21 protein-coding genes and 2 riboswitches are annotated in these 22,326 nt (G+C 69.8%); of the genes, 10 read left to right on the top strand and 11 right to left on the bottom strand.

Going from position 1 to position 22,326, the window contains the following annotated elements:
• The first annotated feature begins 93 nt into the window (after positions 1–93).
• The gene (locus tag DEJ20_RS04630) at positions 94–645 is read left to right on the top strand and encodes a PH domain-containing protein (protein WP_181431552.1); all 552 of its coding nucleotides are present in this window, start codon (positions 94–96) and stop codon (positions 643–645) included.
• Between the two features lie 138 nt (positions 646–783).
• Here the strand turns inward: DEJ20_RS04630 and DEJ20_RS04625 are convergent, their stop codons facing one another.
• Complete coding sequence (locus tag DEJ20_RS04625) at positions 784–2,502, bottom strand: ABC transporter family substrate-binding protein (protein WP_111235440.1); 1,719 nt, start codon at positions 2,500–2,502, stop codon at positions 784–786.
• Between the two features lie 255 nt (positions 2,503–2,757).
• Here DEJ20_RS04625 and DEJ20_RS04620 point away from each other — a divergent pair, with 255 nt between their 5' ends.
• The 3 genes from DEJ20_RS04620 to DEJ20_RS04610 are packed head-to-tail and all read left to right on the top strand — an operon-like array spanning position 2,758 to position 6,817.
• Complete coding sequence (locus DEJ20_RS04620) at positions 2,758–3,738, top strand: ABC transporter permease (protein WP_111235439.1); 981 nt, start codon at positions 2,758–2,760, stop codon at positions 3,736–3,738.
• Positions 3,739–3,741: 3 nt separating this feature from the next.
• Positions 3,742–4,680 (top strand): ABC transporter permease, encoded by a 939-nt coding sequence (locus tag DEJ20_RS04615; RefSeq protein ID WP_111235438.1) that lies wholly within the window; start codon positions 3,742–3,744, stop codon positions 4,678–4,680.
• Positions 4,673–6,817, top strand: coding sequence for an ABC transporter ATP-binding protein (locus DEJ20_RS04610; protein WP_111235437.1), 2,145 nt, complete (start codon positions 4,673–4,675; stop codon positions 6,815–6,817). Before DEJ20_RS04615 ends, DEJ20_RS04610 begins: the two co-directional genes overlap by 8 nt.
• A gap of 105 nt (positions 6,818–6,922) precedes the next feature.
• On the opposite strand, the gene DEJ20_RS04605 is transcribed toward DEJ20_RS04610, so the two are convergent.
• The 8 genes from DEJ20_RS04605 to gcvT all read right to left on the bottom strand — a co-directional run bounded on the left by DEJ20_RS04605 (position 6,923) and on the right by gcvT (position 17,905).
• Positions 6,923–7,429 carry a PH domain-containing protein gene (locus DEJ20_RS04605; protein ID WP_181431551.1) on the bottom strand — a complete coding sequence of 169 codons (507 nt, stop codon included), beginning with the start codon at positions 7,427–7,429 and terminating at the stop codon, positions 6,923–6,925.
• Positions 7,430–7,491: 62 nt separating this feature from the next.
• Positions 7,492–9,234 (bottom strand): dipeptide ABC transporter ATP-binding protein, encoded by a 1,743-nt coding sequence (locus tag DEJ20_RS04600; protein ID WP_111235435.1) that lies wholly within the window; start codon positions 9,232–9,234, stop codon positions 7,492–7,494.
• The gene (locus DEJ20_RS04595) at positions 9,231–10,181 is read right to left on the bottom strand and encodes an ABC transporter permease (protein WP_111235434.1); all 951 of its coding nucleotides are present in this window, start codon (positions 10,179–10,181) and stop codon (positions 9,231–9,233) included. The genes DEJ20_RS04600 and DEJ20_RS04595 overlap by 4 nt, the downstream gene beginning before the upstream one ends.
• Positions 10,171–11,100: an ABC transporter permease gene (locus tag DEJ20_RS04590; protein WP_027464553.1), complete on the bottom strand. Its 930-nt coding sequence runs from the start codon at positions 11,098–11,100 to the stop codon at positions 10,171–10,173. Before DEJ20_RS04590 ends, DEJ20_RS04595 begins: the two co-directional genes overlap by 11 nt.
• Positions 11,101–11,321: 221 nt before the next feature.
• A complete protein-coding gene (locus tag DEJ20_RS04585; RefSeq protein ID WP_111235433.1) occupies positions 11,322–12,950 on the bottom strand; it encodes a peptide ABC transporter substrate-binding protein in 1,629 nt (542 codons plus the stop codon).
• 509 nt (positions 12,951–13,459) lie between these two features.
• Entirely contained in the window at positions 13,460–16,381 is a 2,922-nt protein-coding gene (gene gcvP / locus DEJ20_RS04580) for an aminomethyl-transferring glycine dehydrogenase (RefSeq protein WP_111235432.1), read from the bottom strand.
• Positions 16,378–16,755, bottom strand: a complete 378-nt coding sequence (gcvH, locus tag DEJ20_RS04575; RefSeq protein WP_111094739.1) for a glycine cleavage system protein GcvH — start codon at positions 16,753–16,755, stop codon at positions 16,378–16,380. The genes gcvP and gcvH overlap by 4 nt, the downstream gene beginning before the upstream one ends.
• 4 nt (positions 16,756–16,759) lie before the next feature.
• Positions 16,760–17,905, bottom strand: a complete 1,146-nt coding sequence (gene gcvT, locus DEJ20_RS04570; RefSeq protein WP_111235431.1) for a glycine cleavage system aminomethyltransferase GcvT — start codon at positions 17,903–17,905, stop codon at positions 16,760–16,762.
• A 49-nt stretch (positions 17,906–17,954) separates the two neighbouring features.
• Positions 17,955–18,056, bottom strand: a riboswitch (glycine riboswitch).
• A riboswitch (glycine riboswitch) is annotated at positions 18,057–18,177 on the bottom strand.
• Positions 18,178–18,273: 96 nt separating this feature from the next.
• On the opposite strand from gcvT, the gene DEJ20_RS04565 reads away from it, so the two are divergent.
• From DEJ20_RS04565 to DEJ20_RS04550, 4 genes are read left to right on the top strand one after another with little or no spacing between them, the layout of a single operon-like run.
• Positions 18,274–18,648 (top strand): BlaI/MecI/CopY family transcriptional regulator, encoded by a 375-nt coding sequence (locus tag DEJ20_RS04565; protein ID WP_027464548.1) that lies wholly within the window; start codon positions 18,274–18,276, stop codon positions 18,646–18,648.
• Positions 18,649–18,661: 13 nt separating this feature from the next.
• Positions 18,662–19,399: a M56 family metallopeptidase gene (locus DEJ20_RS04560; protein WP_111235430.1), complete on the top strand. Its 738-nt coding sequence runs from the start codon at positions 18,662–18,664 to the stop codon at positions 19,397–19,399.
• 37 nt (positions 19,400–19,436) lie between these two features.
• A complete protein-coding gene (locus DEJ20_RS04555; protein WP_027464546.1) occupies positions 19,437–19,919 on the top strand; it encodes an FBP domain-containing protein in 483 nt (160 codons plus the stop codon).
• Entirely contained in the window at positions 19,916–20,170 is a 255-nt protein-coding gene (locus DEJ20_RS04550; RefSeq protein WP_111235429.1) for a hypothetical protein, read from the top strand. The genes DEJ20_RS04555 and DEJ20_RS04550 overlap by 4 nt, the downstream gene beginning before the upstream one ends.
• A 46-nt stretch (positions 20,171–20,216) precedes the next feature.
• On the opposite strand, the gene DEJ20_RS04545 is transcribed toward DEJ20_RS04550, so the two are convergent.
• Positions 20,217–21,101 (bottom strand): LysR substrate-binding domain-containing protein, encoded by an 885-nt coding sequence (locus tag DEJ20_RS04545; protein WP_111235428.1) that lies wholly within the window; start codon positions 21,099–21,101, stop codon positions 20,217–20,219.
• Between the two features lie 68 nt (positions 21,102–21,169).
• On the opposite strand from DEJ20_RS04545, the gene DEJ20_RS04540 reads away from it, so the two are divergent.
• Together DEJ20_RS04540 and DEJ20_RS04535 are read left to right on the top strand one after the other, a co-directional pair.
• A complete protein-coding gene (locus DEJ20_RS04540) occupies positions 21,170–21,658 on the top strand; it encodes a GNAT family N-acetyltransferase (RefSeq protein ID WP_111235427.1) in 489 nt (162 codons plus the stop codon).
• Between the two features lie 70 nt (positions 21,659–21,728).
• Positions 21,729–21,914: a hypothetical protein gene (locus DEJ20_RS04535; RefSeq protein ID WP_111235426.1), complete on the top strand. Its 186-nt coding sequence runs from the start codon at positions 21,729–21,731 to the stop codon at positions 21,912–21,914.
• 28 nt (positions 21,915–21,942) lie between these two features.
• On the opposite strand, the gene DEJ20_RS04530 is transcribed toward DEJ20_RS04535, so the two are convergent.
• Positions 21,943–22,323: a hypothetical protein gene (locus DEJ20_RS04530; protein WP_111235425.1), complete on the bottom strand. Its 381-nt coding sequence runs from the start codon at positions 22,321–22,323 to the stop codon at positions 21,943–21,945.
• Between the last annotated feature and the right edge of the window lie 3 nt (positions 22,324–22,326).

Genomic DNA, 22,326 nt, shown 5'->3' with positions numbered 1-22,326 from the left:
CTCCCCGGGGAATCGGGTCGTCCGGAGATACGCGCCGGTGTGTCACACCCGCTCCCCGGGCGTCTCCGGGGAGGCATCTCGTACCCTCGTCCGGTGCCCACCACCATCATCGCCCCCGGCCTGCGCGCCCTCGCCGTCGTCCTCTGGGCCGTGGCCGTCGTGCTCGTCCCGCTGGCCCTGCTCGGCGGCGGCGCCCCCTGGCTCGTGCCGATACCGAGCATCGCCGTCGCGTTCGTCGCGTGGGCAGCGCTGTGGCGTCCCAGGATCGAGCTGACGCCGGAGCACCTGCGCATCGTGGACGTCCGGCGTACCAGCAGCTACACCTGGTCACGCATCAGCGAGGTGCGCACGAAGTACGGCATCGAGGTGGTCACCAGCGAGGGCGTCCGCCGCGTCTGGATCGCGACCCGCCCGACGGCGCGGCTCGCCGCGCACACCGGTGACCAGCCGGGAGGCCCGGATCGCCTGGACGTCGACGCTGCGGCCGCGCGGATGCTGGCCCACGTGCCCGCCCCGGCCGAGCAGGACGGTCCGCCCCCGTCGAGCGTGACGGCTGCGCCGATCACGCACCGCACCCACGGCTGGACCATCCTGGCGATGGTCGTCCTCGGGGTCGCGGCGTCGCTGGCGGCGGCACGGTTCTAGCGGTCGCGCGGTCCTCGCGGCCGTGGCGCTCGGACGGAACCCGATGCAGAACGACACCCCCGACGTCGTGCGACGTCGGGGGTGTCGTTCGTGTGCGGTGTCGTTCGCGAACCGTGTCGTTCGTGAACTCGGTCGCGACTACTTCGTGTAGCCGACGTCCTGCCACTTGACCGAGTACTGCTGGAACTGCGCCGGACCGTAGTTCACCAGGTCCTTGCGCACGCCCCAGGCGTACGGCTCGGCGAACAGCGGGATGGTGCCGGCGACCGCGACGATCTTCTTGTCGATCGCCTGGGCGTCCTTGATGCGGGCATCCGGGTCGAGTTCGGCGTTCGCCTTGTCCCACGCGGCACCGAGGGAGTCGTCCGTCACGCCGGTGTAGTTCTGGCCGGCGTCGGCGGGGTAGTAGATCGACTTCAGCGACGAGATCGGGAACGGCGTGCCCTGCCACGCGAAGTACGTGGCGTCGAAGTCACGCGTCGTCGTGGTGATGTACTTCGTGAAGAAGTCGTCGGTGGGCACGGTGTCGATGGTCACCTTGAAGCCGGCGAGCTTGGTCTGCTGCTGCACGAGCTGCGCGATGTTCGCCGAGTTCGGGTTGTCCGACGGGATCACGAAGCGGACGTCGAGTTCCTTGCCGCCCTTGGTCGCGTAGCCGTCCGAGCCGATCTTCCAGCCGGCGTCCTCAAGCTTCGACTTCGCCTTGTCGGTGCTGTAGCCGTAGACGCTCGACACGTCGTCCTGGTAGCCCTCCTGACCGGGCAGGTACGTCAGGTTGTTGAGCACGTCACCCGGGCTCTTGACCGGCGACAGGATCGCCTGGGCGAGCACCTTGCGGTTGATCGCCTGCGCGAACGCCTGGCGCACGTCCTGGTCCTTGAAGACGTCCGAGGTGCCGTTCAGCGTGATCTGGCGCTGCGTGGTACCGAGCGACCGCTCGATCTTCGAGTCGGACCGCGAGTTCGCCGTCTTGAGGTTGTCGGCGCTGCCGTTCAGGTTGAAGGCGTCGAGCTCCTTGTTGCCGTACGCCTGGGCGACACCGTCACGGGACACCGTCTTGAAGACGATCGTGTCGAGCTTGCCCTCGTCGCCCCACCACTTCGGGTTCTTCGCGAACGTGAGCACGCCGCCGTTGGCGTCGAAGGACTTCACGATGTACGGGCCACCGGAGACGTAGGTCTTGCCGTCGGCGGCGTACGGACCCTTGGCCCAGGCCTTGTTGAAGTGCTCGGGGGTGTCGACAGCCCAGTACGGGTAGATGGAGCCCAAGACGCTCGCCCAGTCGGCGTTGGTCTTCGAGAACGTCATGATGACGTCACGCTCGTCGGAGCCCTGCTTGACCGAGTCCACGTCCTCCCACACGTTGGTGGCCAGGGGCGCGAAGGCCTTGTTCGTGCCGTTCAGCGCTTTCCAGTTCGCGATGACGTCCTTCGCGCTGATCGGGGTGCCGTCCGACCACACGGCCTTCGGGTTGATCTTGATCTCGACGGTCTGGGGCGAGTCCTTGGTCAGCTCGACGGACGTCGCGTAGTCCTTGTTCGCCTCCCACTCGCCGTTCTCCTTGAACTGGATGAAGCCCGGCAGGTAGGCACCCGAAATGGTCTGGTCGTCGACGGTTCCGGAGTCGAGGTTGTTGATCTGGAAGTTCGCCGGTGCGCTGTCGATCGGCAGGGTGATCGACCCACCGTCCTTGACGTCGGCGCGGTCCGCGACGGTCCAGCCGGTCGACTTCAGTGACGACTCGGCGACCGCGGAGCTGCTGTTGCCAGCCTGTCCGCCGCCCGAGCAGCCCGCCAGCACGACGGCGGCAGCCGCAGCGGTGGCGAGGACGGCGATGCCCTTGATCCTCTTTCGCATGGCGAGGATTCCCTTTCGTTGTGGTTCGCGCAGATCGCGCTGGACCGCGGCGGCCCCCGCCGTCGCGTCTGTTGGTTGAGAACCCTAGCCACATCCGAAGGCGGCACAAGGGTCTGTGCGATGAATCGAAACACGCTCGTAACGAATGTTGCATAGCGTCACTTCCGTTGTCCCAACCAGTCGCCCGAACGGCTAGCCTGTCGCCACCGACAACGCCGTCCGGTCGGACGGCCGCACCCAGAGGTCACGAACCACATGCTCGCCTTCATCGCAAAGCGGATCGTCAACTACATCGTGCTGACGATCGTGGCGACCACGCTCGGGTACATCCTCGCCAGCACGACGCTCAACCCGGCCGCCCGGTTCCTGGGGCGCAACCCGGCCGTGCCGCAGGGCACCATCGAGGCGTCGCTCCGCAAGCTCGGCGCCGATCCGGACACCCCGCTCCTGGTCCGCACCTGGGACTGGTGGGTCGGTCTGGTGACACACGGCTCGCTCGGCATGAGCACCCGCGGCACCGAGGTGACGGCCGACATCATCGCCCGCTCCGGGACGAGCCTGCGGCTGCTCGTGATCGGCACACTGCTCGGCGCGATCCTCGGGGTGCTCCTCGGCGTCTGGAACGCGGTCCGCCAGTACCGCACCTCCGACCAGGTCTCGACGTACCTGTCGTTCGCGGTGCTCGCCACCCCGACCTTCGTCATCGCGGTCGTGCTGATGATCCTCGCGACCACGCTCAACCAGGGCGTCGGGACGCAGGTGATCCGGTTCACCGGTGAGTACACGCCGGGGGTGACCGGGTTCTTCCCGGTGCTCGGCGACCGGCTCGGGCACCTGTTGTTACCGACGATCTCGCTGACGATCGGCGCCGTCGCCACGTACTCGCGCTACCAGCGCTCGGCGATGCTCGACGTGCTGTCGAACGACTTCATCCGCACCGCACGCTCGAAGGGCCGCACCCGCGGGTCGGCGATCATGCGCCACGGCGTGCGGGTCGCCCTCATCCCGATGTCGACCTTCTTCGCGTACTCGTTCGGACTCATCCTGACCGGCGCGAGCATCACCGAGCTGGTCTTCAGCTGGCACGGCATGGGCGAGTACTTCGTCCAGAGCATCAGCAACAACGACATCAACGCGGCATCGGGCACGATCCTCTTCACGGCGATCCTCGTGCTCATCGCAGGGACCCTCGCGGACCTGCTGTACGCCGCGCTCGACCCGCGAGTGAGGGTGTGACCCGTGTCTGTTCTCGACCCCACGACCACGACCACCGCCGGTGACCCCGGCGACGGCAACGCCGGGACGCCGGCGCACGTCATCGAGGTGACGGGCGGCCGCACCCCGCTCTGGCGCAAGGTGTTCGGCACCTGGCGCGCGCGCATCGGCGGCAGCGCCCTGCTCCTCATCATCCTCTGGGCGTTCCTCGGCCCGTACCTGTACCACTGGAACGCCGTCGACTCCGACGGACTGGCGTTCGGCATGCCGCCGAGCGCCGCGCACTGGTTCGGCACGAACGACATCGGCCAGGACATCTACGCGCAGACCCTGGTCGGCCTGCAGAAGTCGCTGCTCATCGGCCTGATCGCCGGGCCGGCGGCGACCCTGATCGCCGGCATCGTCGGCGCGATCGCCGGGTACTTCGGCGGCGTCACCGACCGGCTGCTCGTGTGGGTCATCGACCTGCTGCTCGTGATCCCGTCGTTCTACGCGCTCGTGCTGCTCAGCCCGGTCTTCAAGAACCTGACGTGGGTGGCCCTCATCGTCGGCCTCGCGGTGTTCAGCTGGATGGTGATGGCCCGGGTGATCCGCGGGCAGACGATGTCCCTGCGCGAGCGCGACTACGTCAAGGCCGCCCGGTTCATGGGCGTCCCGGCGTTCACGATCATCCGCCGGCACATCCTGCCGAACGTGGCGTCGCTGCTCATCATCGACGCGACGCTCGGCGTCGGCGCCGCGATCCTGGCGGAGAGCTCGCTGAGCTTCTTCGGCTTCGGCATCCAGATCCCCGACGTCTCGCTCGGCACCCTGCTCGCCGCCGGCAGCCAGTCCGCCGTCACCCGCCCGTGGCTGTTCGTCCTGCCCGCCGCGACGCTCGTCGCGACCGTGCTCTCGACCAGCCTGCTCGGCGACGCCCTGCGCGACGCCATCGACCCCACCTCCGGAGCCAACCGTGACTGAGCCGCTGCTCACCGTGTCCGACCTGTCGGTCACGTTCAACCCGAAGACCAAGCCCGTCTACGCGGTCCGGGGCGTCGACTACTCGGTGGCCCCCGGTGAGTTCCTCGGCATCGTGGGCGAGTCGGGTTCCGGCAAGTCGGTGTCCTCGATGGCCGTGATGGGCCTGCTGCCGTCGTCCGCCCAGGTGCAGGGCAGCATCCGGTTCGACGGCCAGGAGCTCGTCGGCAGGAACGACCGCGAGATGTCGGCGCTGCGCGGCCGGGACATCGCGATGGTGTTCCAGGACCCGCTGTCCGCCCTGACGCCGGTGTACACGATCGGCCAGCAGATCATCGAGGGCCTGCGCCTGCACGACCGCTCCCTCACCCAGCACGCCGCACGCACCCGCGCCGAGGAACTCCTGCGCATCGTCGGCATCCCGAACCCGGCGCGACGACTCGACGCGTTCCCGCACGAGTTCTCCGGCGGCATGCGCCAGCGCGCGATGATCGCCACCGCCATCGCGAACGACCCGAAGCTGATCATCGCGGACGAGCCCACCACGGCGCTCGACGTGACGATCCAGGCGCAGATCCTCGACGTGCTGCAGACCGCCAAGGACATGACCGGTGCGGCCGTCGTGCTCATCACGCACGACCTCGGCGTCGTCGCCGGCAACGCCGACCGCGTCGCCGTGATGTACGCCGGCCGGATCGTCGAGACGGCGCCGGTGCTCCCCCTGTTCCGTGAACCAGTGATGCCGTACACGATCGGGCTGCTCCGCTCGATGCCGAACATGACGTCCGCCCGCACCGAGCGGCTCGTCCCGCTCGACGGCCGCCCGCCCCTGCTCACGCAGAAGCCGACCGGCTGCCCGTTCGCCGACCGCTGCCCCGCCGTCATCGACGCCTGCCGCGACGGCGAACCCGCCCTCGTCGCACCGTCGGTGCCGCAGAGCGCCGACAACCCGGTCCTGACCGGCGCCGTCCAGACGATCGGCAACGGCACCCTGCTCGACGACCACACCGCCGCGTGCATCCGTCGCGACGAGATCGCCGCGGGCACCCTCGAGCGCTCGGAGATCTTCCCCCGCCCCGAGGACGTCCCCGAGGCAGCGGTCGACCACGGCGACGAGGTCGTGCTCGAGCTGCAGGACGTCGTCAAGACGTTCCCGCTCACCAAGGGCGCGCTCTTCCGCCGGCAGATCGGCGAGGTGCACGCGGTGGACGGCATCTCCCTGACGCTCAAGCGCGGCCAGGTGCTCGGTCTGGTCGGCGAGTCCGGCTGCGGCAAGACGACCACCATCATGGAGATCCTCGAGCTCGCCGGTGCCCAGCACGGCACCATCCGGGTGAACGGCGTCGACACCGCCTCGCTGTCCAAGAAGGACCGTCTGGCCCTGCGCCGCGACATCCAGGTCGTGTTCCAGGACCCGATGGCGTCGATCGACCCGCGCCTCGACATCGGCTCGGTGATCGGCGAGCCCCTCACCGTGCACGGCGTCGCGAAGGACGAGATCCGCCGGCGGGTGCGCGAGGTCCTCGAGCTGGTCGGGCTCGAGCCGAGCTACATCGACCGGTACCCGCACGAGTTCTCCGGCGGCCAGCGGCAGCGCATCGGCATCGCCCGTGCGCTCATCGTCGAGCCGAAGATCCTGGTGCTCGACGAGCCGGTCTCCGCGCTCGACGTCTCGGTGCAAGCCGGTGTGATCAACCTGCTCGAGGACCTCAAGCACCGCCTCGGGCTGTCCTACCTGTTCGTGGCGCACGACCTGTCCGTCGTCCGGCACATCGCCGACGACGTCGCGGTCATGTACCTCGGCCGCATCGTCGAGTACGGCGACGGCGACGCGGTCTTCTCGGACCCGCAGCACCCGTACACCCGGGCCCTGCTGTCGGCCGTGCCGGTGCCGGACCCGATGGCCGAGGCCGCCCGCGGGCGCATCCTGCTCGAGGGCGACCTGCCCTCCCCCACGGAGCGCATCGACGGCTGCCGGTTCCGCACGCGCTGCCCGCTCTACCAACTCCTCGACGAGGGCCGGCAGGAGCAGTGCCGCACGATCGACCCGGGTCTCGAGCCCGTGCACGGCCGCGGAGTCGCCTGCATCCAGACCGACCAGGAGCACCTGCTCACCGAGCGGGTCGACGCGGTCGTCTGACGACGCTGGTCACGCCGTGGACGTGACCAGCAGACGGACGGGAGGCCCGGCACACGTCGTGCGCCGGGCCTCCCGTCCGTCCTGTCGTCCCGATCGCGAGCCGCGTCAGGCTCCCAGCCACAGGCTGAGCAGCGAAGCGGCGAGCAGCGCCAGCGCCGCTGCGCCGACCGCCAGGGCCGGCACGTCCCAGCCGCGCACGGGGTCGCCGGCGCCGGTGCCGTCGCGGTGCTCGGACCAGCGGTCGAGCAGCACCGTCATCTCGTCGGGCTGTCGCAGGACGGCCCGCTCACCGCGCCGGGCCGGCTTCGGCCGCGGCAGCGACGGACCGCCCCAGCACTGCACCTTCCGGCCGGCGACCGTCTCGATCACGATCTGCCAGCGGAGCCGGACGTCGGCGACGGCCTGCCAGGGCACCACGGTGCGGCGGAGCGGGTTGACCACGGTGACGGCGCGCTCGTCGATGACGATGCACGGGCGGTAGGTCAGGACCCAGAGCGCCCAGACGAGCACGGCGATCGGGCCGGCGGCCCGGAGGACGACGTCCCAGCTCCCCCGGAACGCCGCATCGCCGAGCAGGAACAAGCCCAGGACGGCGACGAGGCCGGACGCCACCGCGCCCCCGCGACCAGCGCGGAGGACGACGGGGCGTCCGGCCTCGTTCGTGTCCAGGTGGATCAGCGTCCGAACTCGAACCCGGCACCGGGGATGGCGGCCAGGAGGTCCTTCGTGTACTGCTCCTTCGGGGCGGCGAAGACCTCGTCGGTCGTCGCCTTCTCGACGATCTGCCCACGGCGCATCACGCACACGTTGTCCGCGACGAGGCGGACGACCGCGAGGTCGTGCGTGATGAACAGGTACGTCAGGCCGAGATCGGTCTGCAGCTCGGTGAGCAGGTCGAGGATCTGCCCCTGCACGAGCACGTCGAGCGCGGAGACGGCCTCGTCGAGGACGATGACCTCCGGCTTGAGCGCCAGCGCGCGGGCGACGGCGATGCGCTGTCGCTGGCCACCGGACAGCTCGTTCGGGTAGCGGTTCACCATCGACTTCGGCAGCGCGACCTGATCGAGCAGCTCGAGCACCCGCGCGCGACGCGAGGCCTTGTCGCCCACCTTGTGCGTGGCGAGCGGCTCGGCGATCGTGTTCCCGACGTTGTACATCGGGTCCAGGGAGCCGTACGGGTCCTGGAACACCGGCTGCACGCGGCGGCGGAAGTCGAAGAGGTCCTTGCCCTTCAGCGCGCCGATGTCGATGCCGTCGAACTGCACGGTGCCGCTCGTGATGCTCTCGAGCTGCAGGACGAGCTTCGCGACGGTCGACTTGCCCGAACCGGACTCACCCACGAGCGCCGTGGTGGTGCCCTTCTGGATCGAGAACGACACGTCGTCGACGGCCTTGAGCTCGCGGGTGGCCAGGCTCTTGCCGCGCAGCTTGTAGACCTTCTCGAGGTTCTTCACCACGATGAGGTCCTCGGCCGGGCGGTGCTCGCGCTCCTGGGCCCGGGCGATCAGCTCGGCGTCGTCGTTGCCGGCGTCGGCGATGTCGACCCGCTCGTGCTGCACCTTCGACTGGATGCGACGGCTGGCCAGCGACGGGGCCGCCGCGACGAGACGCTGCGTGTACGGGTGCTGCGGGTTGGCCAGGATCTCCTTCGAGGGACCGGCCTCGACGACCTGGCCCTTGTACATCACGACGAGCTTCTCGGCGCGCTCGGCGGCGAGGCCGAGGTCGTGCGTGATGAACAGCACCGAGGTGCCGAAGTCGCGGGTCAGGCTCTCGAGGTGGTCGAGGATGACGCGCTGGACGGTGACGTCGAGCGCACTCGTCGGCTCGTCGGCGATGAGCAGCTGCGGGCGGCTCGACAGACCGATGCCGATGAGCACGCGCTGGCGCATGCCGCCGGAGAACTCGTGCGGGTACTGCTTCAGGCGGGTCGACGCGTCGCCGAGGCCGGCTTCCTGCAGGACCTCGACGGCACGGTCGCGGACGGCCTTCTTGCCGGTCGCCATGCCGTTCGCACGGATCGCCTCTTCGACCTGGAAACCGATCGACCACAGCGGGTTGAGGTTCGACATCGGGTCCTGGGGGACGTAGCCGATCTCCTTCCCGCGGATCTCCGACATCTCCTTGTCGCTCAGTCCGACGAGCTCGCGCCCGTTGAACTTGATCGAGCCGCCGGTGACCTCACCGGTGCCGGGGAGCAGCTTGATGATCGCCTGGGCGCTCGTCGACTTGCCCGAACCGGACTCGCCGACGATGGCCAGGCGCTCGCCCTGCTCGAGGGTGAGGTTGACGCCGCGGACGGCCTGCACGAGGCCGCTCTGCGTCTTGAAGCCGACCTGCAGGTCGGTGATCTCGAGCAGCGGCGCGCCGGAACCACCGGTGCGGCTGCTGTTCGTCTGGGTCAGTGTCTCGCTCATCGGCGGGCCCTCGCCTTCGGGTCGAGCGCGTCGCGCACCACGTCACCGAGGAGCAGGAACGCGAGCACGGTGATGGACAGGGCAGCCGACGGCCAGAAGATCGTCGACGGGTTCGTGCGGATCGACGTCTGGGCGGTGCCGATGTCGAGGCCCCAGCTGAGGGCCGACGGCGGCAGACCGATGCCGAGGAACGACAGCGTCGCCTCGGCGACGATGAACGTGCCGAGCGACACGGTCGCGACCACGATGACCGGAGCCAGCGAGTTCGGGATGACGTGGCGCACGAGCGTCCGGAACCGGCTGACGCCAAGGGCCGCCGACGCCATGACGTAGTCGGCCTGCTTGGCGCTCAGCACGGCACCGCGCATGATGCGGGCGATCTGCGGCCACGCGAAGGCCGCGAGGACGAGCGCGACGGTGATCGCGTTGCGCGCGGGGATGACGGACATGATCACGATCGCACCGAGGACGGTGGGGATCGAGAAGAAGATGTCACCGATGCGGGACACGATCGTGTCGAGCCAGCCGCCGTAGAAGCCGGCCAGGGACCCGATCACGATGCCGACGATCGACACCAGGATCGTCGCGACGATGCCGACGATGAGCGAGTTCTGGGCACCCCAGATCACGCGGGCGTAGACGTCCGAGCCCTGACGCGTGAAGCCGAGGATGTGCCCGGCCTCGGGTCCGCCGTCACTGTTGTCGAGGTTCGACGCCCGCGGGTCGACGTGGGCGAAGAGCCCCGGGAAGACCGCGACGACGATGATCAGCAGGATCAGGATCGAGGAGATCCAGAACGTCGGGCGGGTCCGCATCGACTCCCAGGCATCGGTCCACAGGGAACGGGTCTTCTCGTCCTCGTTGACCTGGTCGACCGCCTGCAGGGGGGTTTCTTCGAGCGGGGCGACGTAGTGCGTCGCCGAGCGGGGTGCGGCGTTACTTGGCATAGCGGATCCTCGGGTCCAGGACGGCGTAGAGCAGGTCCACCAGGAGGTTGGCGAGCATGAAGATGATGACCATCACGGCGACGAAGGAGACCACCGTCGGGCCCTCGCCGAGCTTGACGGCGCGGAACACCGTGCCGCCGACACCGTTGATGTTGAAGATGCCCTCGGTGACGATCGCGCCGACCATCAGGTTGCCGATGTCGACACCCAGGTAGGTCACCACGGGGATGAGCGAGTTCCGGAAGATGTGCACGCCGACGACACGACGACGGGGCAGCCCCTTGGCCGTGGCGGTCCGCACGAAGTCGGCACTCATGTTCTCGGCGACGCTGGCCCGGGTCAGACGCACGATGTACGCGAACGAGACCGAGGCGAGGACGATCGCCGGCAGGACGAGTTCACTCCACGGCGCCTCGCCGGACACCGTGACCCGGAACAGTCCGAGCTTGATGCCGAAGACGTACTGCAGCACGAACCCGACGACGAAGGTCGGCACCGAGATGAGCAGGAGCGACACGACGAGCGCGGTGGCGTCGAACAGCTTGCCCTTGCGCAGACCCGCGATGACGCCGACGACGATGCCGGCGACGGCCTCGAACACGAGCGCGAGGATCGCCAGGCGCGCGGTGATCGGGAAGGCCGATGCCAGCTGCTGGCTGACCGGCAGACCCGAGTAGGTCACGCCGAGGTCGCCGCGGAACACGCCGCCGATCCAGAGCAGGTACTGCACGATGAACGGCTTGTCGAGGTTGTACTGCTGACGCAGCGTCTCGATGACCTGCGGCGACGGCTGCCGGTCGCCGAACAGCGCGGCGATCGGGTCGCCGGGCAGCGAGAAGACCAGGAAGTAGATGAGGAACGTGGCCCCGAAGAACACGGGGATGAGTTGCAGGAGGCGCTTGCCGAGGTACCAGAGCATCAGATCACTGCCCGGTCCGGAGCGATGTCGATCAGGTTCATTGTGGTGAGGGGTGGACGGTCCGAGGGTCGGCACGGATGTCCGGTGCGGGAGGGCGCCCGCTGTGTGGGGGTGTTGTCACCGTGGTACGGGGGTTCGGGGACCTGTGCGGTCCCCGAACCCCCGTCCGGTGATCGCGAAGCAGGATACCTGCTCGCGCTTCGGTCTCTAGGAGACCTGGATCAGTTGTTGACCTCGATGTCGTAGTACAGCGGCACCGAGTTCCAGCCGAACTTGACGTTCGACACGTTGTCCGCGTTCCAGACACCGGTCACGTTGGAGTACCAGAGCGGGATCTCGGGCAGGTCCTCGAACAGGAGTTCCTGTGCCTGGTCGAAGGACTTGTTGCCCTCTTCGACGGTCGCAGCCGAACGGCCCTTGGCGAGCAGCTCGTTGTACTCCTTGGAGTCGTACCGCGAGTAGTTGTTCGACGAGCCCTCACCCATGGTCGGGCCGAGGAAGTTGTACAGCGACGGGTAGTCGGCCTGCCAACCGGTGCGGCTCCCGCCCGTGAGCTTGTCGTTCGTCTGGAGGTCCAGGGCTTCCTGGAACGTCGGGATCGCGTTGCCCTCGGCCTTGATGCCGAGCGTGTTCGAGATCGAGTTCGTGACCGCGGTCACCCAGGCCTCGTGGCCACCATCGGCGTTGTACGTGATGGTGAGCGTGTCGTCGTACTTCGAGATCTTGTCGGCCTCGGCCCAGAGCTTCTTGGCCTCGGACTCGTCGTAGTCCAGGACGTCCGAACCGTCGAGGTCGTCGTTCCAGCCGGCGATCACCGGGGAGGTGAAGTCCTTGGCCGGGGTGCGGGTGCCGTCGAAGATCTTGTCGGTGATCTGCTTGCGGTTGATCGCCATCGAGACGGCCTCGCGACGCAGCTTGCCCTCTTCACCCTTCCAGTGGTCGAGGTAGTAGGGCAGGTAGATCGCCTGGAAGATCGCGGCGGGCTGGTTGACGTTCGAGTCCGGGAAGTCGGACTTGTAGGTCTTGAACGCGCTGTCCGGCACGGCGTCGAGGACGTCGAGGTTGCCGCCCTGGGCGTCGGAGTACGCGGTGTCCTGCGAGGCGTAGAACGTGATCGTGAGACCACCGTTCTTCGGCTTGCGCTTGCCCTCGTAGTCCTTGTTGGTGACGAGCTTGATGGACTGGTTGTGCGTCCAGGCCTTCTTACCGTCGAGCTTGTACGGACCGTTGCCGATCGGGTTCTCACCGAACGCCTTGGTGTCGTCGTAGAACGCCGACGGGAGCGGCACGAACGCCGAGTAGCCGAGCGACAGCGGGAAGTCGGACTGCGCCGACTTCAGCGTGACGGTGAACTCGTCGTCGTCCACGACCTTGAGGCCGGTGAGCTCGGAGTCCTTGTCGGCGTTGTAGCCCTCGATGTTCTCGAAGAAGTAGCTGGCGCCCTGGGCGTTCGACTTCTGGGCTGCCCAGTTCCACGCCTTGGTGAACGACTCGGCCGTGACCTTCTCGCCGTTGGTGAAGGTGTAGTTGGTGTTCAGCGTGATGTCGAACGTCTTCGAGTCATCGGTGTCGATGCTCTTGGCGACCTCGTTGACCGGCTTGCCGTCGGCGTCGTACGAGACGAGGCCTTCGAAGAGCGAGTCGATGATCTTGCCGCCACCGGTCTCGGTGGTGTTCGACGGGATCAGCGGGTTCTGCGGCTCGCTGCCGTTCGTGGTGACGATCCCGGACGCGTTCGCCGAGCCCGAGTCACCGCCGTTCGACGAGCTGTTGCTGGAGCAGGCGGTCAGGGCGAGTGCTGTGGCCCCGAGCACGGCGAGGGCTGAGAGCCCGGCGCGCTTCTTGATCAAGGTTCCTCCTGGTGCATGGGACGCGCAGGGCACAGCGGTGTCACCCGGGCGCGTTTGACCTTTGCACTGTAGGCAAGGTGAACAGCGGCGTCCAAACCCAGGGGCGAACGGTTACACGCCGGTAACCAACTTGCACGATCCTTGCGAGAAGATGCAACATTCGCGCGCGTGCCGGTAAAGAGTGCGTTTTTGTTGCATCCGCATGAAATCCATTGCACTCCGTCACACTTCTGTGCAAGTCGGGGGACGGCCGAGCATCGCTCAGGGGTACGGTTCCGGGGCTGCGCCGAGCGGTCAAGACCTGCCGTGGGTGGCGCGCCGAGTGGTCACGAACTGTCGGTCGGCGTGGGTCCGGACGACGGTTCGTGACCGCTCGGCGGAACTGAGCGGGGTGTTGTGACCACCCGAGACGCGACCGTGCCACCGGCCGGACACGACCGTGCCCCGCCCGGAGGATCGGACGGGGCACGAGGTGCGCGGCGACGACGGGGTGTCGGCGCCGGTCGGGATCAGGCGAACGCCTCGATCGGCGGGCAGGCGCACACCAGGTTGCGGTCCCCGTACGCCTGGTCGATGCGACGCACCGGGGGCCAGTACTTCCGGCCGCTGATGCCCGGCAGCGGGTAGACGGCCTGCTCGCGGGTGTAGGCGTGCGCCCACTCCCCCGAGATCACCGACGAGGCCGTGTGCGGGGCGTGCACGAGCGGGTTGTCGTCCGCCGGCCACTCACCGCGCTCGACCGCCGCGGCCTCGGCCCGGATCGCGAGCATGGCGTCGACGAAGCGGTCGAGCTCGGCGAGGTCCTCGCTCTCGGTCGGTTCGACCATGAGCGTGCCCGCCACCGGGAACGACATCGTCGGCGCGTGGAACCCGTAGTCGACCAGGCGCTTCGCGACGTCGTCGACCGTGATGCCGGTGGTGTCACGCAGCGGGCGGAGGTCGAGGATGCACTCGTGCGCGACCAGTCCGTCGTCGCCCGTGTACAGCACCGGGAACGCGTCGCGCAGACGAGCAGCGATGTAGTTCGCCCCGAGGACCGCGGCCTCGGTCGCACGGGTGAGGCCCTCGAGCCCCATCATCCGGACGTAGGTCCACGTGATGGGCAGGATGCTCGGGCTGCCGTACGGCGCCGCACTGACCGGGCCGCCGGCGTGGGCCAGGCGGTCGTCCGCCTCGGCAGCGGTCGCACCGGAGCGCCGGTCGGCCTGCTGCGCGAACGGGTGGCCGGGCAGGAACGGTGCCAGGTGCGCCTTCGCGGCGACGGGTCCCACGCCGGGGCCACCACCGCCGTGCGGGATGCAGAAGGTCTTGTGCAGGTTGAGGTGCGACACGTCGCCGCCGAAGTCGCCGAAGCGGGCGTGGCCCAGCAGCGCGTTGAGGTTCGCGCCGTCGACGTAGACCTGGCCGCCGGCGTCGTGCACGGCGTCGCAGATCTCGCGGATGTCGTGCTCGTAGACGCCGTGGGTCGACGGGTACGTGATCATCAGGGCCGCGAGGGTGTCGGCATGGGCGGCGACGCGGGCCCGGAGGTCCTCGAGGTCGACGTTGCCGTTCTCGTCGCAGGCCACGACGACGACCTTCATGCCGGCGAGCACGGCGGACGCGGCGTTCGTGCCGTGCGCGCTCGACGGGATCAGGCAGACCGTACGCTCGCTGTCGCCGTTGGCCTGGTGGTACCCGCGGATGGCCAGCAGGCCGGCGAGCTCACCCTGGCTGCCGGCGTTCGGCTGCAGGGACACGGTGTCGTAGCCGGTGACCTCGGCGAGCCACGACTCGAGGTCGCCGATCATGTCGAGGTACCCCTCGACGTCCTCGCGCGGTGCGAACGGGTGGATGTTCGCGAACTCCGGCCAGGTCACGGCGGCCATCTCGGTCGCCGCGTTGAGCTTCATCGTGCAGCTGCCGAGCGGGATCATGCCGCGGTCGAGCGCGTAGTCCTTGTCGGACAGGTGCTTGAGGTACCGCATCATGCGGGTCTCGCTGCGGTGTGCGCTGAACACGGGGTGCGTCAGGTAGTCGCTCTCGCGCTGCAGGGCGGCCGGGAGGCCCGTGGCCGCGTCGCGCACGGCGGTCTCGGTCGCGGGGACGGTCACGTCCACCGCCCCGAGCACGCCCGCGAGCGCCACGACGTCGTCGGGCGTGGTCGTCTCGTCGACGGACAGCTGGAACGTGTCGGCGTCCACGACGTGCAGCAGGTAGCCGGCGTCCTGCGCTGCCGCGACGATCGCCTCGGCGCGACCGACGGCCCGCAGGGTGAGCGTGTCGAAGAAGGCGTCGTGCACGACCTCGACCCCGGCGTCACGCGCCACGGCGGCGAGCGCACCGGTGGTCCGCGCGACCCGGCCGGCGATGAACCGCAGGCCCTCGGGCCCGTGGTAGACCGCGTACATCGAGGCCATCACGGCGAGCAGGACCTGCGCGGTGCAGATGTTGCTCGTCGCCTTCTCGCGGCGGATGTGCTGCTCGCGGGTCTGCAGGCTGAGGCGGTAGGCCATCTGACCGTCGGCGTCGAAGGACACCCCGACCAGGCGACCGGGGAGCTGACGCTCGAGGCCGGCGCGCACCGCGAGGTAGCCGGCGTGCGGGCCACCGAAGCCGAGCGGGACGCCGAAGCGCTGGCTCGTCCCGACGGCCACGTCGGCACCCAGGTCGCCGGGGCTGGCGAGCAGGGTCATCGCGAGCAGGTCGGCCGCGACGACGGCGATGCCGCCACCGGCGTGGACCCGCTCGATGACGGACGACGGGTCGACGATGCGGCCCGAGGCGCCCGGGTACTGCAGGATGACGCCGAACGCACCGTCGAGCTGGTCGTCGCTCGGGCCGTCAGCAGCGTCGAACGCGCGCAGCGTGATGCCCACGGCGTCGGCACGGTGGTCGAGCAGTGCACGGGTCTGCGGCAGCAGGTCGGCGTCGACGAGGAACGCGTCGCCCTTGACCTTGGACGCGCGGCGGGCGAGGAGCATGCCCTCGACCACGGCGGTGCCCTCGTCGAGCATCGAGGCGCCGGCGGTGGCCATGCCGGTCAGGTCGGACACCATCGTCTGGAAGTTGATCAGTGCTTCGAGGCGGCCCTGCGAGATCTCCGGCTGGTAGGGCGTGTACGCCGTGTACCAGCTCGGGTTCTCGAGCACGTTGCGCTGGATCACCGCGGGCGTGTGGGTGCCGTGGTAGCCGAGGCCGATCATGGCGCGACGGACGGTGTTGCGGCCGGCCTTCGCGCGGAGTTCGGCGAGCGCCTCGGTCTCGCCGACGGCAGCCGGGATCACCGAGTCGGCGACGGGGCCGACGTGGATGGACTCCGGGATCGCCGCACGGACCAGGGCGTCGAGCGACGGCTGCCCGACGACGTCGAGCATGGCCTGCTGGTCGGCCGGGGTGGTGCCGATGTGGCGGTCGGCGAAGTTCGTCTGGAGGTTCTCGAACGCGGTCATGCGATGGAGGCCCGGTACGCGTCGTGGTCCATCAGGTCCTCGGGGAACGAGGTGCCGTCGACCTTGATCTTCACGAGCCAGCCGGCACCGAACGGGTCCTGGTTGACGGTGTCGGGGGTGTCGACGACGGCGTCGTTGACCGCGACGACCTCGCCCTCGATCGGGGCGAAGAGCTCGCCGACGCTCTTGGTCGACTCGATCTCGCCGATCTGGTCGCCGGCGGTGGTGGCGGTGCCGACGGCGGGGAGCTCGACGTAGACGACGTCACCGAGCTGCTCGGCGGCGTGGTCGGTGATGCCGACGGTGACGGTGTCGCCCTCGACGAGCAGCCACTCGTGGTCGGCCGTGTACTGGAGTGCGGTCTGGTCGGTCATGGGGTCAGCCTTTCGAGGCGCGGCGGTAGAAGGGGAACGCGGAGACCGTGCTGGGGACGGCAGTCCCGCGGACGTCGATGTGGAGGACCTGTGCCCCGTCCGACACGGCGGCGAGCGCGGCCGGGTCGACGAAGGCCATCGCGACCGGGTGGCCGAGCGTCGGCGAGAGCGCGCCCGAGGTCACGGTGCCGACGACCGTGCCGTCGAGCACGACGTCGTAGCCGGCGCGGGGAGCACGGCGGCCCTCGGTCACCAGACCGACGAGCACCCGGGCGTCCGCGGACGGGGTGACGCCGGCCGCACCGACGAAGTCGCCGTCCTTCGCGACGACGCGGCCGAGGCCGGCCTGGGCCGGACGGACGTCGGTGCCGAGCTCGTGCCCGTAGAGGGGCATGCCGGCCTCGAGCCGCAGGGTGTCGCGTGCGGCGAGCCCGGCGGGGACGACCCCGCGGTCGGCACCGGCCTCGAGCAGGGCGTCCCAGAGCACCGGGGCGGTGTCCGGGTCGGTGTAGACCTCGAAGCCGTCCTCGCCGGTGTACCCGGTCCGGGCGACGAGCACGTCGGCACCGTCGAACAACGCGTGCAGCACGCGGTAGTAACCGAGTTCGTCGAGCGGGATCTCGGGCTGCAGGCGGTCGGCGACGACGAGCGCGTCGAGTGTGCCGGCAGCCGCGGGGCCCTGGATCGCGACGAGGGCCGTGGTGTCGGAGTCGTCGGAGACCTCGACGTCGAACCCGTCGGCACGGGCGGTGAGCGCGCTGACGGCGACATCGCGGTTGGAGGCGTTCGCGACGACGAGGAAGACGTCGTCGTCGGTCCGGTACACGACGAGGTCGTCGAGGATCCCGCCGTCCTCGGCGAGCAGCAGCGAGTACTTGGCGCGGCCGATGGGCATCGTGCCGAAGGACCCGGCGAGCGCGTGGTCGAGGAAAGCGACGGCATCGCTGCCGGTCACCCCGATCTCGGCCATGTGCGACAGGTCGAAGACCCCGGCGGCCTGGCGCACGGCGTGGTGCTCGGCGAGGTCCGACGAGTAGCGCACGGGCATGCGGTACCCGGCGAAGTCGGTGAAGGTCGCACCGGCGGCCTCGTGCACGGCTTCGAGCGGCGACGAACGCTGACCCGGCGTGGGCAGTGGGGACGGACTCATGGCGGAGTTCTCCTGGCATCGGCAGGGCCCGGCGACGATCGCCGGGTGGAACTCCCCCTCTGTCATGGGCCTGAGAGTTTCACCGCGGCCCGTGAGGTCCGGCGGCTTTCACCGTGGGCGAGACGACCGTGCGTCTGCTTTTCAGAGTGGCCTGTCCGCTGCGGTGTGGGACCTGAGAGATTGACGGGGGGATTGCTCCTTCGGTGCCGTGCGTGTGCCCGAGGGCACGACGTACCCGGAGGTACGTGCACGGCGTCTCCCGCGACGGATGAACGGCCGGTGTGTTCAGTTGTCCGCCCAGAGCATACCGAGACCGCGTTACGAGCGTGTGTCGTGACCCGGCCTTCGACATCTCGTAGAATGCGGGGATGGCCGGACAACGATCGCGCCCCCGCGGGCAGCTGGAGCAGGCGGTGCTCGACGCCCTCCGCTCCGCCGACGCCGGGCTCACCGCGCGCCAGGTGCTCGACGCGTTCCCGGAGCCCCGTCCCGCGCTGACGACCGTCCTCACCGTGCTCGACCGACTCGGCCGCAAGGGCCAGGTGGAACGGGAGCAGCACGACGACGCTCCCCTGACGTTCCGCGCCGTGCACAGTCGTGACGAGCAGACCGCGTCGCTGATGTCGAGCGCGCTGGCCGCGTCGTCCGACCGCGAGGCGGCGCTGCTGCAGTTCACCGGCTCGCTCGCCTCGGACGACCTCGAGGCCCTGCGCCGCGCCCTCGACGCCCGCGCCCGCTCCTGACCGGCTGCGCACCGTGGTCGTCGCCGGCATCGCGCTCATCGTCCTCGCACTCGCGGTGGTGGTGTTCGCGCCCCGGATCCTGACCCGTTCCGGCTGGACGATCGACCTGCCCCGCACCGCGCTGGTCTGCTGGTCGGTCGCGGTCCTGCTCGGCGTCGTCGGCTTCGTGACCGGCATCACCCTCGTGGTGCTCGCCGACCGTCCGGTCACGGAGCTGTTCGGCGGGGACGACTCCCCCACGCACGGCTTCAACGTCGGCGTCGCGCTCCTCGCGGTCGTCGCGTTCGTCGTCGCGGTCCGGGTGCGCCCCGGCCCGGAACACAAGGCCGTCCGGCAGGCGATGCGTTCCGGCGTCGCCCCGCACCGCGAGATCGACGGCACCCCCGTCGCCGTCCTCGAGGCCGACCACGCACTGGCGTGCGCCGTGCCGGGTCGGAGCGGTGGCGTGCTCGTCAGCACCGGCTTGGCAGAGCGGTTGCGCACCGACGAACTGGAGGCCGTGGTCGCCCACGAACGCGCCCACCTGACCCAGCACCACGCGGCTGCGGTCGCGGTCGCGGAATCGATCGAGCGTGCGGTCCCGTGGGTGCCCGGTGCGCGCGCCATGGCGCGGTCGACGCGTGTGCTCGTGGAGTTCGCCGCGGACGACGCGGCGGCCCGTCGCGTCGGACGCGACGCCCTGCGCCGGGCGGTGCTGGTGGCGGACAGGAGCAGCGCGCTCGGGGCGATCCGCGCCTCCAGGCTGTCGTAGCGCCCCTGTCGGAGGCGAGGAATAGGGTGTCAGCACCGTGAAGCCACTGACCGAAGCCGACATCCGATCGTCGTTCGTGAACGCCACCCCCGACGAACTCGCACAGCTGCCCATCCCGGGCCTGCACGAGACACTCTGGGACGAACGCGAGTTCCTGGGCTGGCGCGACCCGCAGGCCGCCCGCCGCGGGTACATCGTGTCCTGGATCGACGAGCGCCCCGTGGGCATCGTCGTCCGGTCCGCCGGTGGCTCGCTGCGCCCCGGCATCGCCGCGATGTGCTCGTTCTGCCACTCCCCGCAGCCCGCGACCCAGGTCCGGCTGTTCTCCGCCGCGCGTGCCGGTGAGTCCGGGCGCAACGGCAACACGATCGGCACGTACATCTGCGAAGACCTCGGGTGCCCGATGCTCATCCGCACCGCGCCCCCGCACCTGAACCCGCCGGCGACCATCGCGATGCGTGGCGCCTCCCTGCTGCAGCGCGTGCAGAACTTCACCGCGGACATCACCAAGACGGCGTGAGCCGGTTCGGCACCGCCCGCTGGGCCGTGGTCGAGGAGCTCGGCGACGGGCGGTGGCGGCTGACCCTGCGGGACGAGGCCGACGACGAAGTCGGCGCGTTCGGTCTGGGCGTCGAGGGGCCGTGGAACCCCGACGTCGAGCCGCACGTCGGGTTCGTGCTCGTCCAGCTCGGCTTGACGCTGCGCGGCGCTCGGCCGTGGCGCGTCGACGAGCTCGGTGACCACCGGGCGCCCGTCCTGTCGCTCGGCTGAGCGAGGACGCCCGACCGGCGTCCGCTCGCGCACCCGGTCCGCTCGGTCAGTCCGCGGCGACGAAGTTGCGCAGGATCTCGCGGTCGTCGTCGGCGCGCATCGCCCATGCAAGCTCGCTGCGGTGGTCGCTGCCCTCGAGCGGCAGGAGCGCCACCGTGTCGGGTGCGGCGAGCGCAGCACTCTCCGGCACCACCGTGACACCGAGGCCCACCCCGACCAGATGCAGCACGGTCGCCCAGGTCGTGGCCTCCTGCACGATGACGGGACGGCGGCCACCGGCGGTGACCGGAGCGAGGTTGCGCTCGGTCGCCAGGGCCCCCGCGACCGCCGGGAAGAACACGAACGGCTCGTCGACCAGCTCGGTGCCGCGGATGCGATCCCGATCCGCCAACCGGTGCCCCCGCGGGACAGCGGCGACGAACGCCTCGGACCGGAACGGCAACAGCCGCACGGCGGGGTCCGGGTCGGCATCGCGGACGACGGCGAGGTCGAGCTCGCCGCGGACGATCCGGGCCAGCAGGGTCGACGAGTACCCCTCGGTCAGTTCGACCCGGACCAGCGGGTAGCGCTCCCGGAAAGCCTGCACCCGTTCGATCGGACCGAGGGGCAGCGCGGAGACGACGAACCCGACGTCGAGCCGACCGACCTCGCCCCGACCGACCCGCACCGTCTCGTCGAGGTCCCGGCGCACCTGCCCGAGCAACGACCGCGCACGGCCGTGCAGCACCCGGCCGGCTGCGGTCAGGGCGACGCTGCGGCTGGTCCGGACGAACAGGTCGACCCCGAGCGCGCGTTCGGTCCGCCGGATCTGCTGGGACAGCGCTGGCTGGGCGATCCGCAGCTGCTCGGCTGCTCGGCCGAAGTGCAGCTCGTCGGCGACGGCGAGGAACGCCCGCAGCTGCCGGAGGTCGACGTCGGGTTCGCGATCCATGCACACAGACTATCGATCGGCGCGAACGAGTATTGGACGTGACTGCATCCTCGATCGAGGATGAATGCATGCCCGAAGCGACCTCCACCGTCACCATCGCCGACCTCGCCACCCCCGCGGACGCCGAGGCGTTCCGCACGCTCAACGAGGCCTGGATCACCCGGTTCTTCACCCTCGAGGACGAGGACCGCGTGTTCCTCTCCGATCCGGTCGGCCGGGTCGTGGAGCGGGGCGGGGCCGTCCTGGTCGCCCGGCTCGACGACCAGGTCGTCGGGTGCATCGGGGTCGTACCCACCACCCCCGGAGTGTTCGAGCTCGTGAAGATGGCCGTCTCCCCCGACCACCAGGGGCACGGCACCGGGCGGAAGCTCATCACCGCGGCGCTCGACCGGGCACGCGAACTCGGCGCCCGCCGCATCGACCTGGAGAGCAACGCACAACTGGCCAGCGCCGTGCACCTGTACGAGGCGTTCGGGTTCCGGCACCTGCGCGAGGACGAGATCGTCCCGAGCCCGTACGTCCGGGCCGACGTGCACATGACCCTCGACCTGCACTGACGTTCGCCGTTGGACCTGCACTGACGTTCGAACTGCACTGGCGGCGGCCCGGTCCCGGTACGCTCGCGGCATGGCGACGTACGAGGTGCAGGCGGTCCGCGAGGCCGGCGCGTGGCAGGTCTTCATCGACGGCTTCATGGTGACCGAGGTGTCCCGGTGGCCGTCCGTCGGGTTCGTGGCCCGCGAGCTCCTCGCGATGGATCGTGACGACGCCCTGCGCATCCGCGTCGTCGGCCGCAACCAGTACGTGGCCTGACCGCAGCGGAGCGCGATGACCCGGGCGGTCAGCGAGCCGCGGCGACCAGCTGCTGGGCTCGCTGGTGCGAGACGTGGAGCAGCGGTCCGATCTCACGCACCGTGAGCCCGGCCTCGTGCAGGACCAGCGCCGCGGCGGCCGTCTCCTTGGCTGCCTCGATGCGTGCGCGCTCGGACTCCTCGCGGAGCGCCACCGCACGGTCCAGGTGCGCCTGCGCCGCTTCGGGCATCGCCACCTCGACGACGAGTTCGAAGGACTCCGGATCGCGGTCGTCGTTCATCAGCGAGAGCCAGTCGCGAGCCATCAGCTCGATCTCTCGTTCGCGCTTCGCCTGCGTCCGGATGACGCCGTCGATCCAGATCACCCAGTACTTCTTGCCGCGCTCCGCGCGAACAGTGTGTCGGCTCATTTC

It is taken from the genome of Curtobacterium sp. MCSS17_005, assembly GCF_003234225.2.
Lineage (GTDB): Bacteria > Actinomycetota > Actinomycetes > Actinomycetales > Microbacteriaceae > Curtobacterium > Curtobacterium flaccumfaciens.
Note: the sequence above shows the minus strand (reverse complement) of the source record. Positions and strands in the feature narration are given on the sequence as shown.

Bases quoted from the DNA above. Each gene is read 5' to 3' on its own strand.
- DEJ20_RS04625 (WP_111235440.1), bottom strand. From the start codon at position 2,502: ATGCGAAAGAGGATCAAGGGCATCGCCGTCCTCGCCACCGCTGCGGCT.
- DEJ20_RS04620 (WP_111235439.1), top strand. From the start codon at position 2,758: ATGCTCGCCTTCATCGCAAAGCGGATCGTCAACTACATCGTGCTGACG.
- DEJ20_RS04600 (WP_111235435.1), bottom strand. From the start codon at position 9,234: ATGAGCGAGACACTGACCCAGACGAACAGCAGCCGCACCGGTGGTTCC.
- DEJ20_RS04595 (WP_111235434.1), bottom strand. From the start codon at position 10,181: ATGCCAAGTAACGCCGCACCCCGCTCGGCGACGCACTACGTCGCCCCG.
- DEJ20_RS04590 (WP_027464553.1), bottom strand. From the start codon at position 11,100: ATGCTCTGGTACCTCGGCAAGCGCCTCCTGCAACTCATCCCCGTGTTC.
- gcvP (WP_111235432.1), bottom strand. From the start codon at position 16,381: ATGACCGCGTTCGAGAACCTCCAGACGAACTTCGCCGACCGCCACATC.
- gcvH (WP_111094739.1), bottom strand. From the start codon at position 16,755: ATGACCGACCAGACCGCACTCCAGTACACGGCCGACCACGAGTGGCTG.
- gcvT (WP_111235431.1), bottom strand. From the start codon at position 17,905: ATGAGTCCGTCCCCACTGCCCACGCCGGGTCAGCGTTCGTCGCCGCTC.
- DEJ20_RS04565 (WP_027464548.1), top strand. From the start codon at position 18,274: ATGGCCGGACAACGATCGCGCCCCCGCGGGCAGCTGGAGCAGGCGGTG.
- DEJ20_RS04545 (WP_111235428.1), bottom strand. From the start codon at position 21,101: ATGGATCGCGAACCCGACGTCGACCTCCGGCAGCTGCGGGCGTTCCTC.
- DEJ20_RS04540 (WP_111235427.1), top strand. From the start codon at position 21,170: ATGCCCGAAGCGACCTCCACCGTCACCATCGCCGACCTCGCCACCCCC.
- DEJ20_RS04535 (WP_111235426.1), top strand. From the start codon at position 21,729: ATGGCGACGTACGAGGTGCAGGCGGTCCGCGAGGCCGGCGCGTGGCAG.
- DEJ20_RS04530 (WP_111235425.1), bottom strand. From the start codon at position 22,323: ATGAGCCGACACACTGTTCGCGCGGAGCGCGGCAAGAAGTACTGGGTG.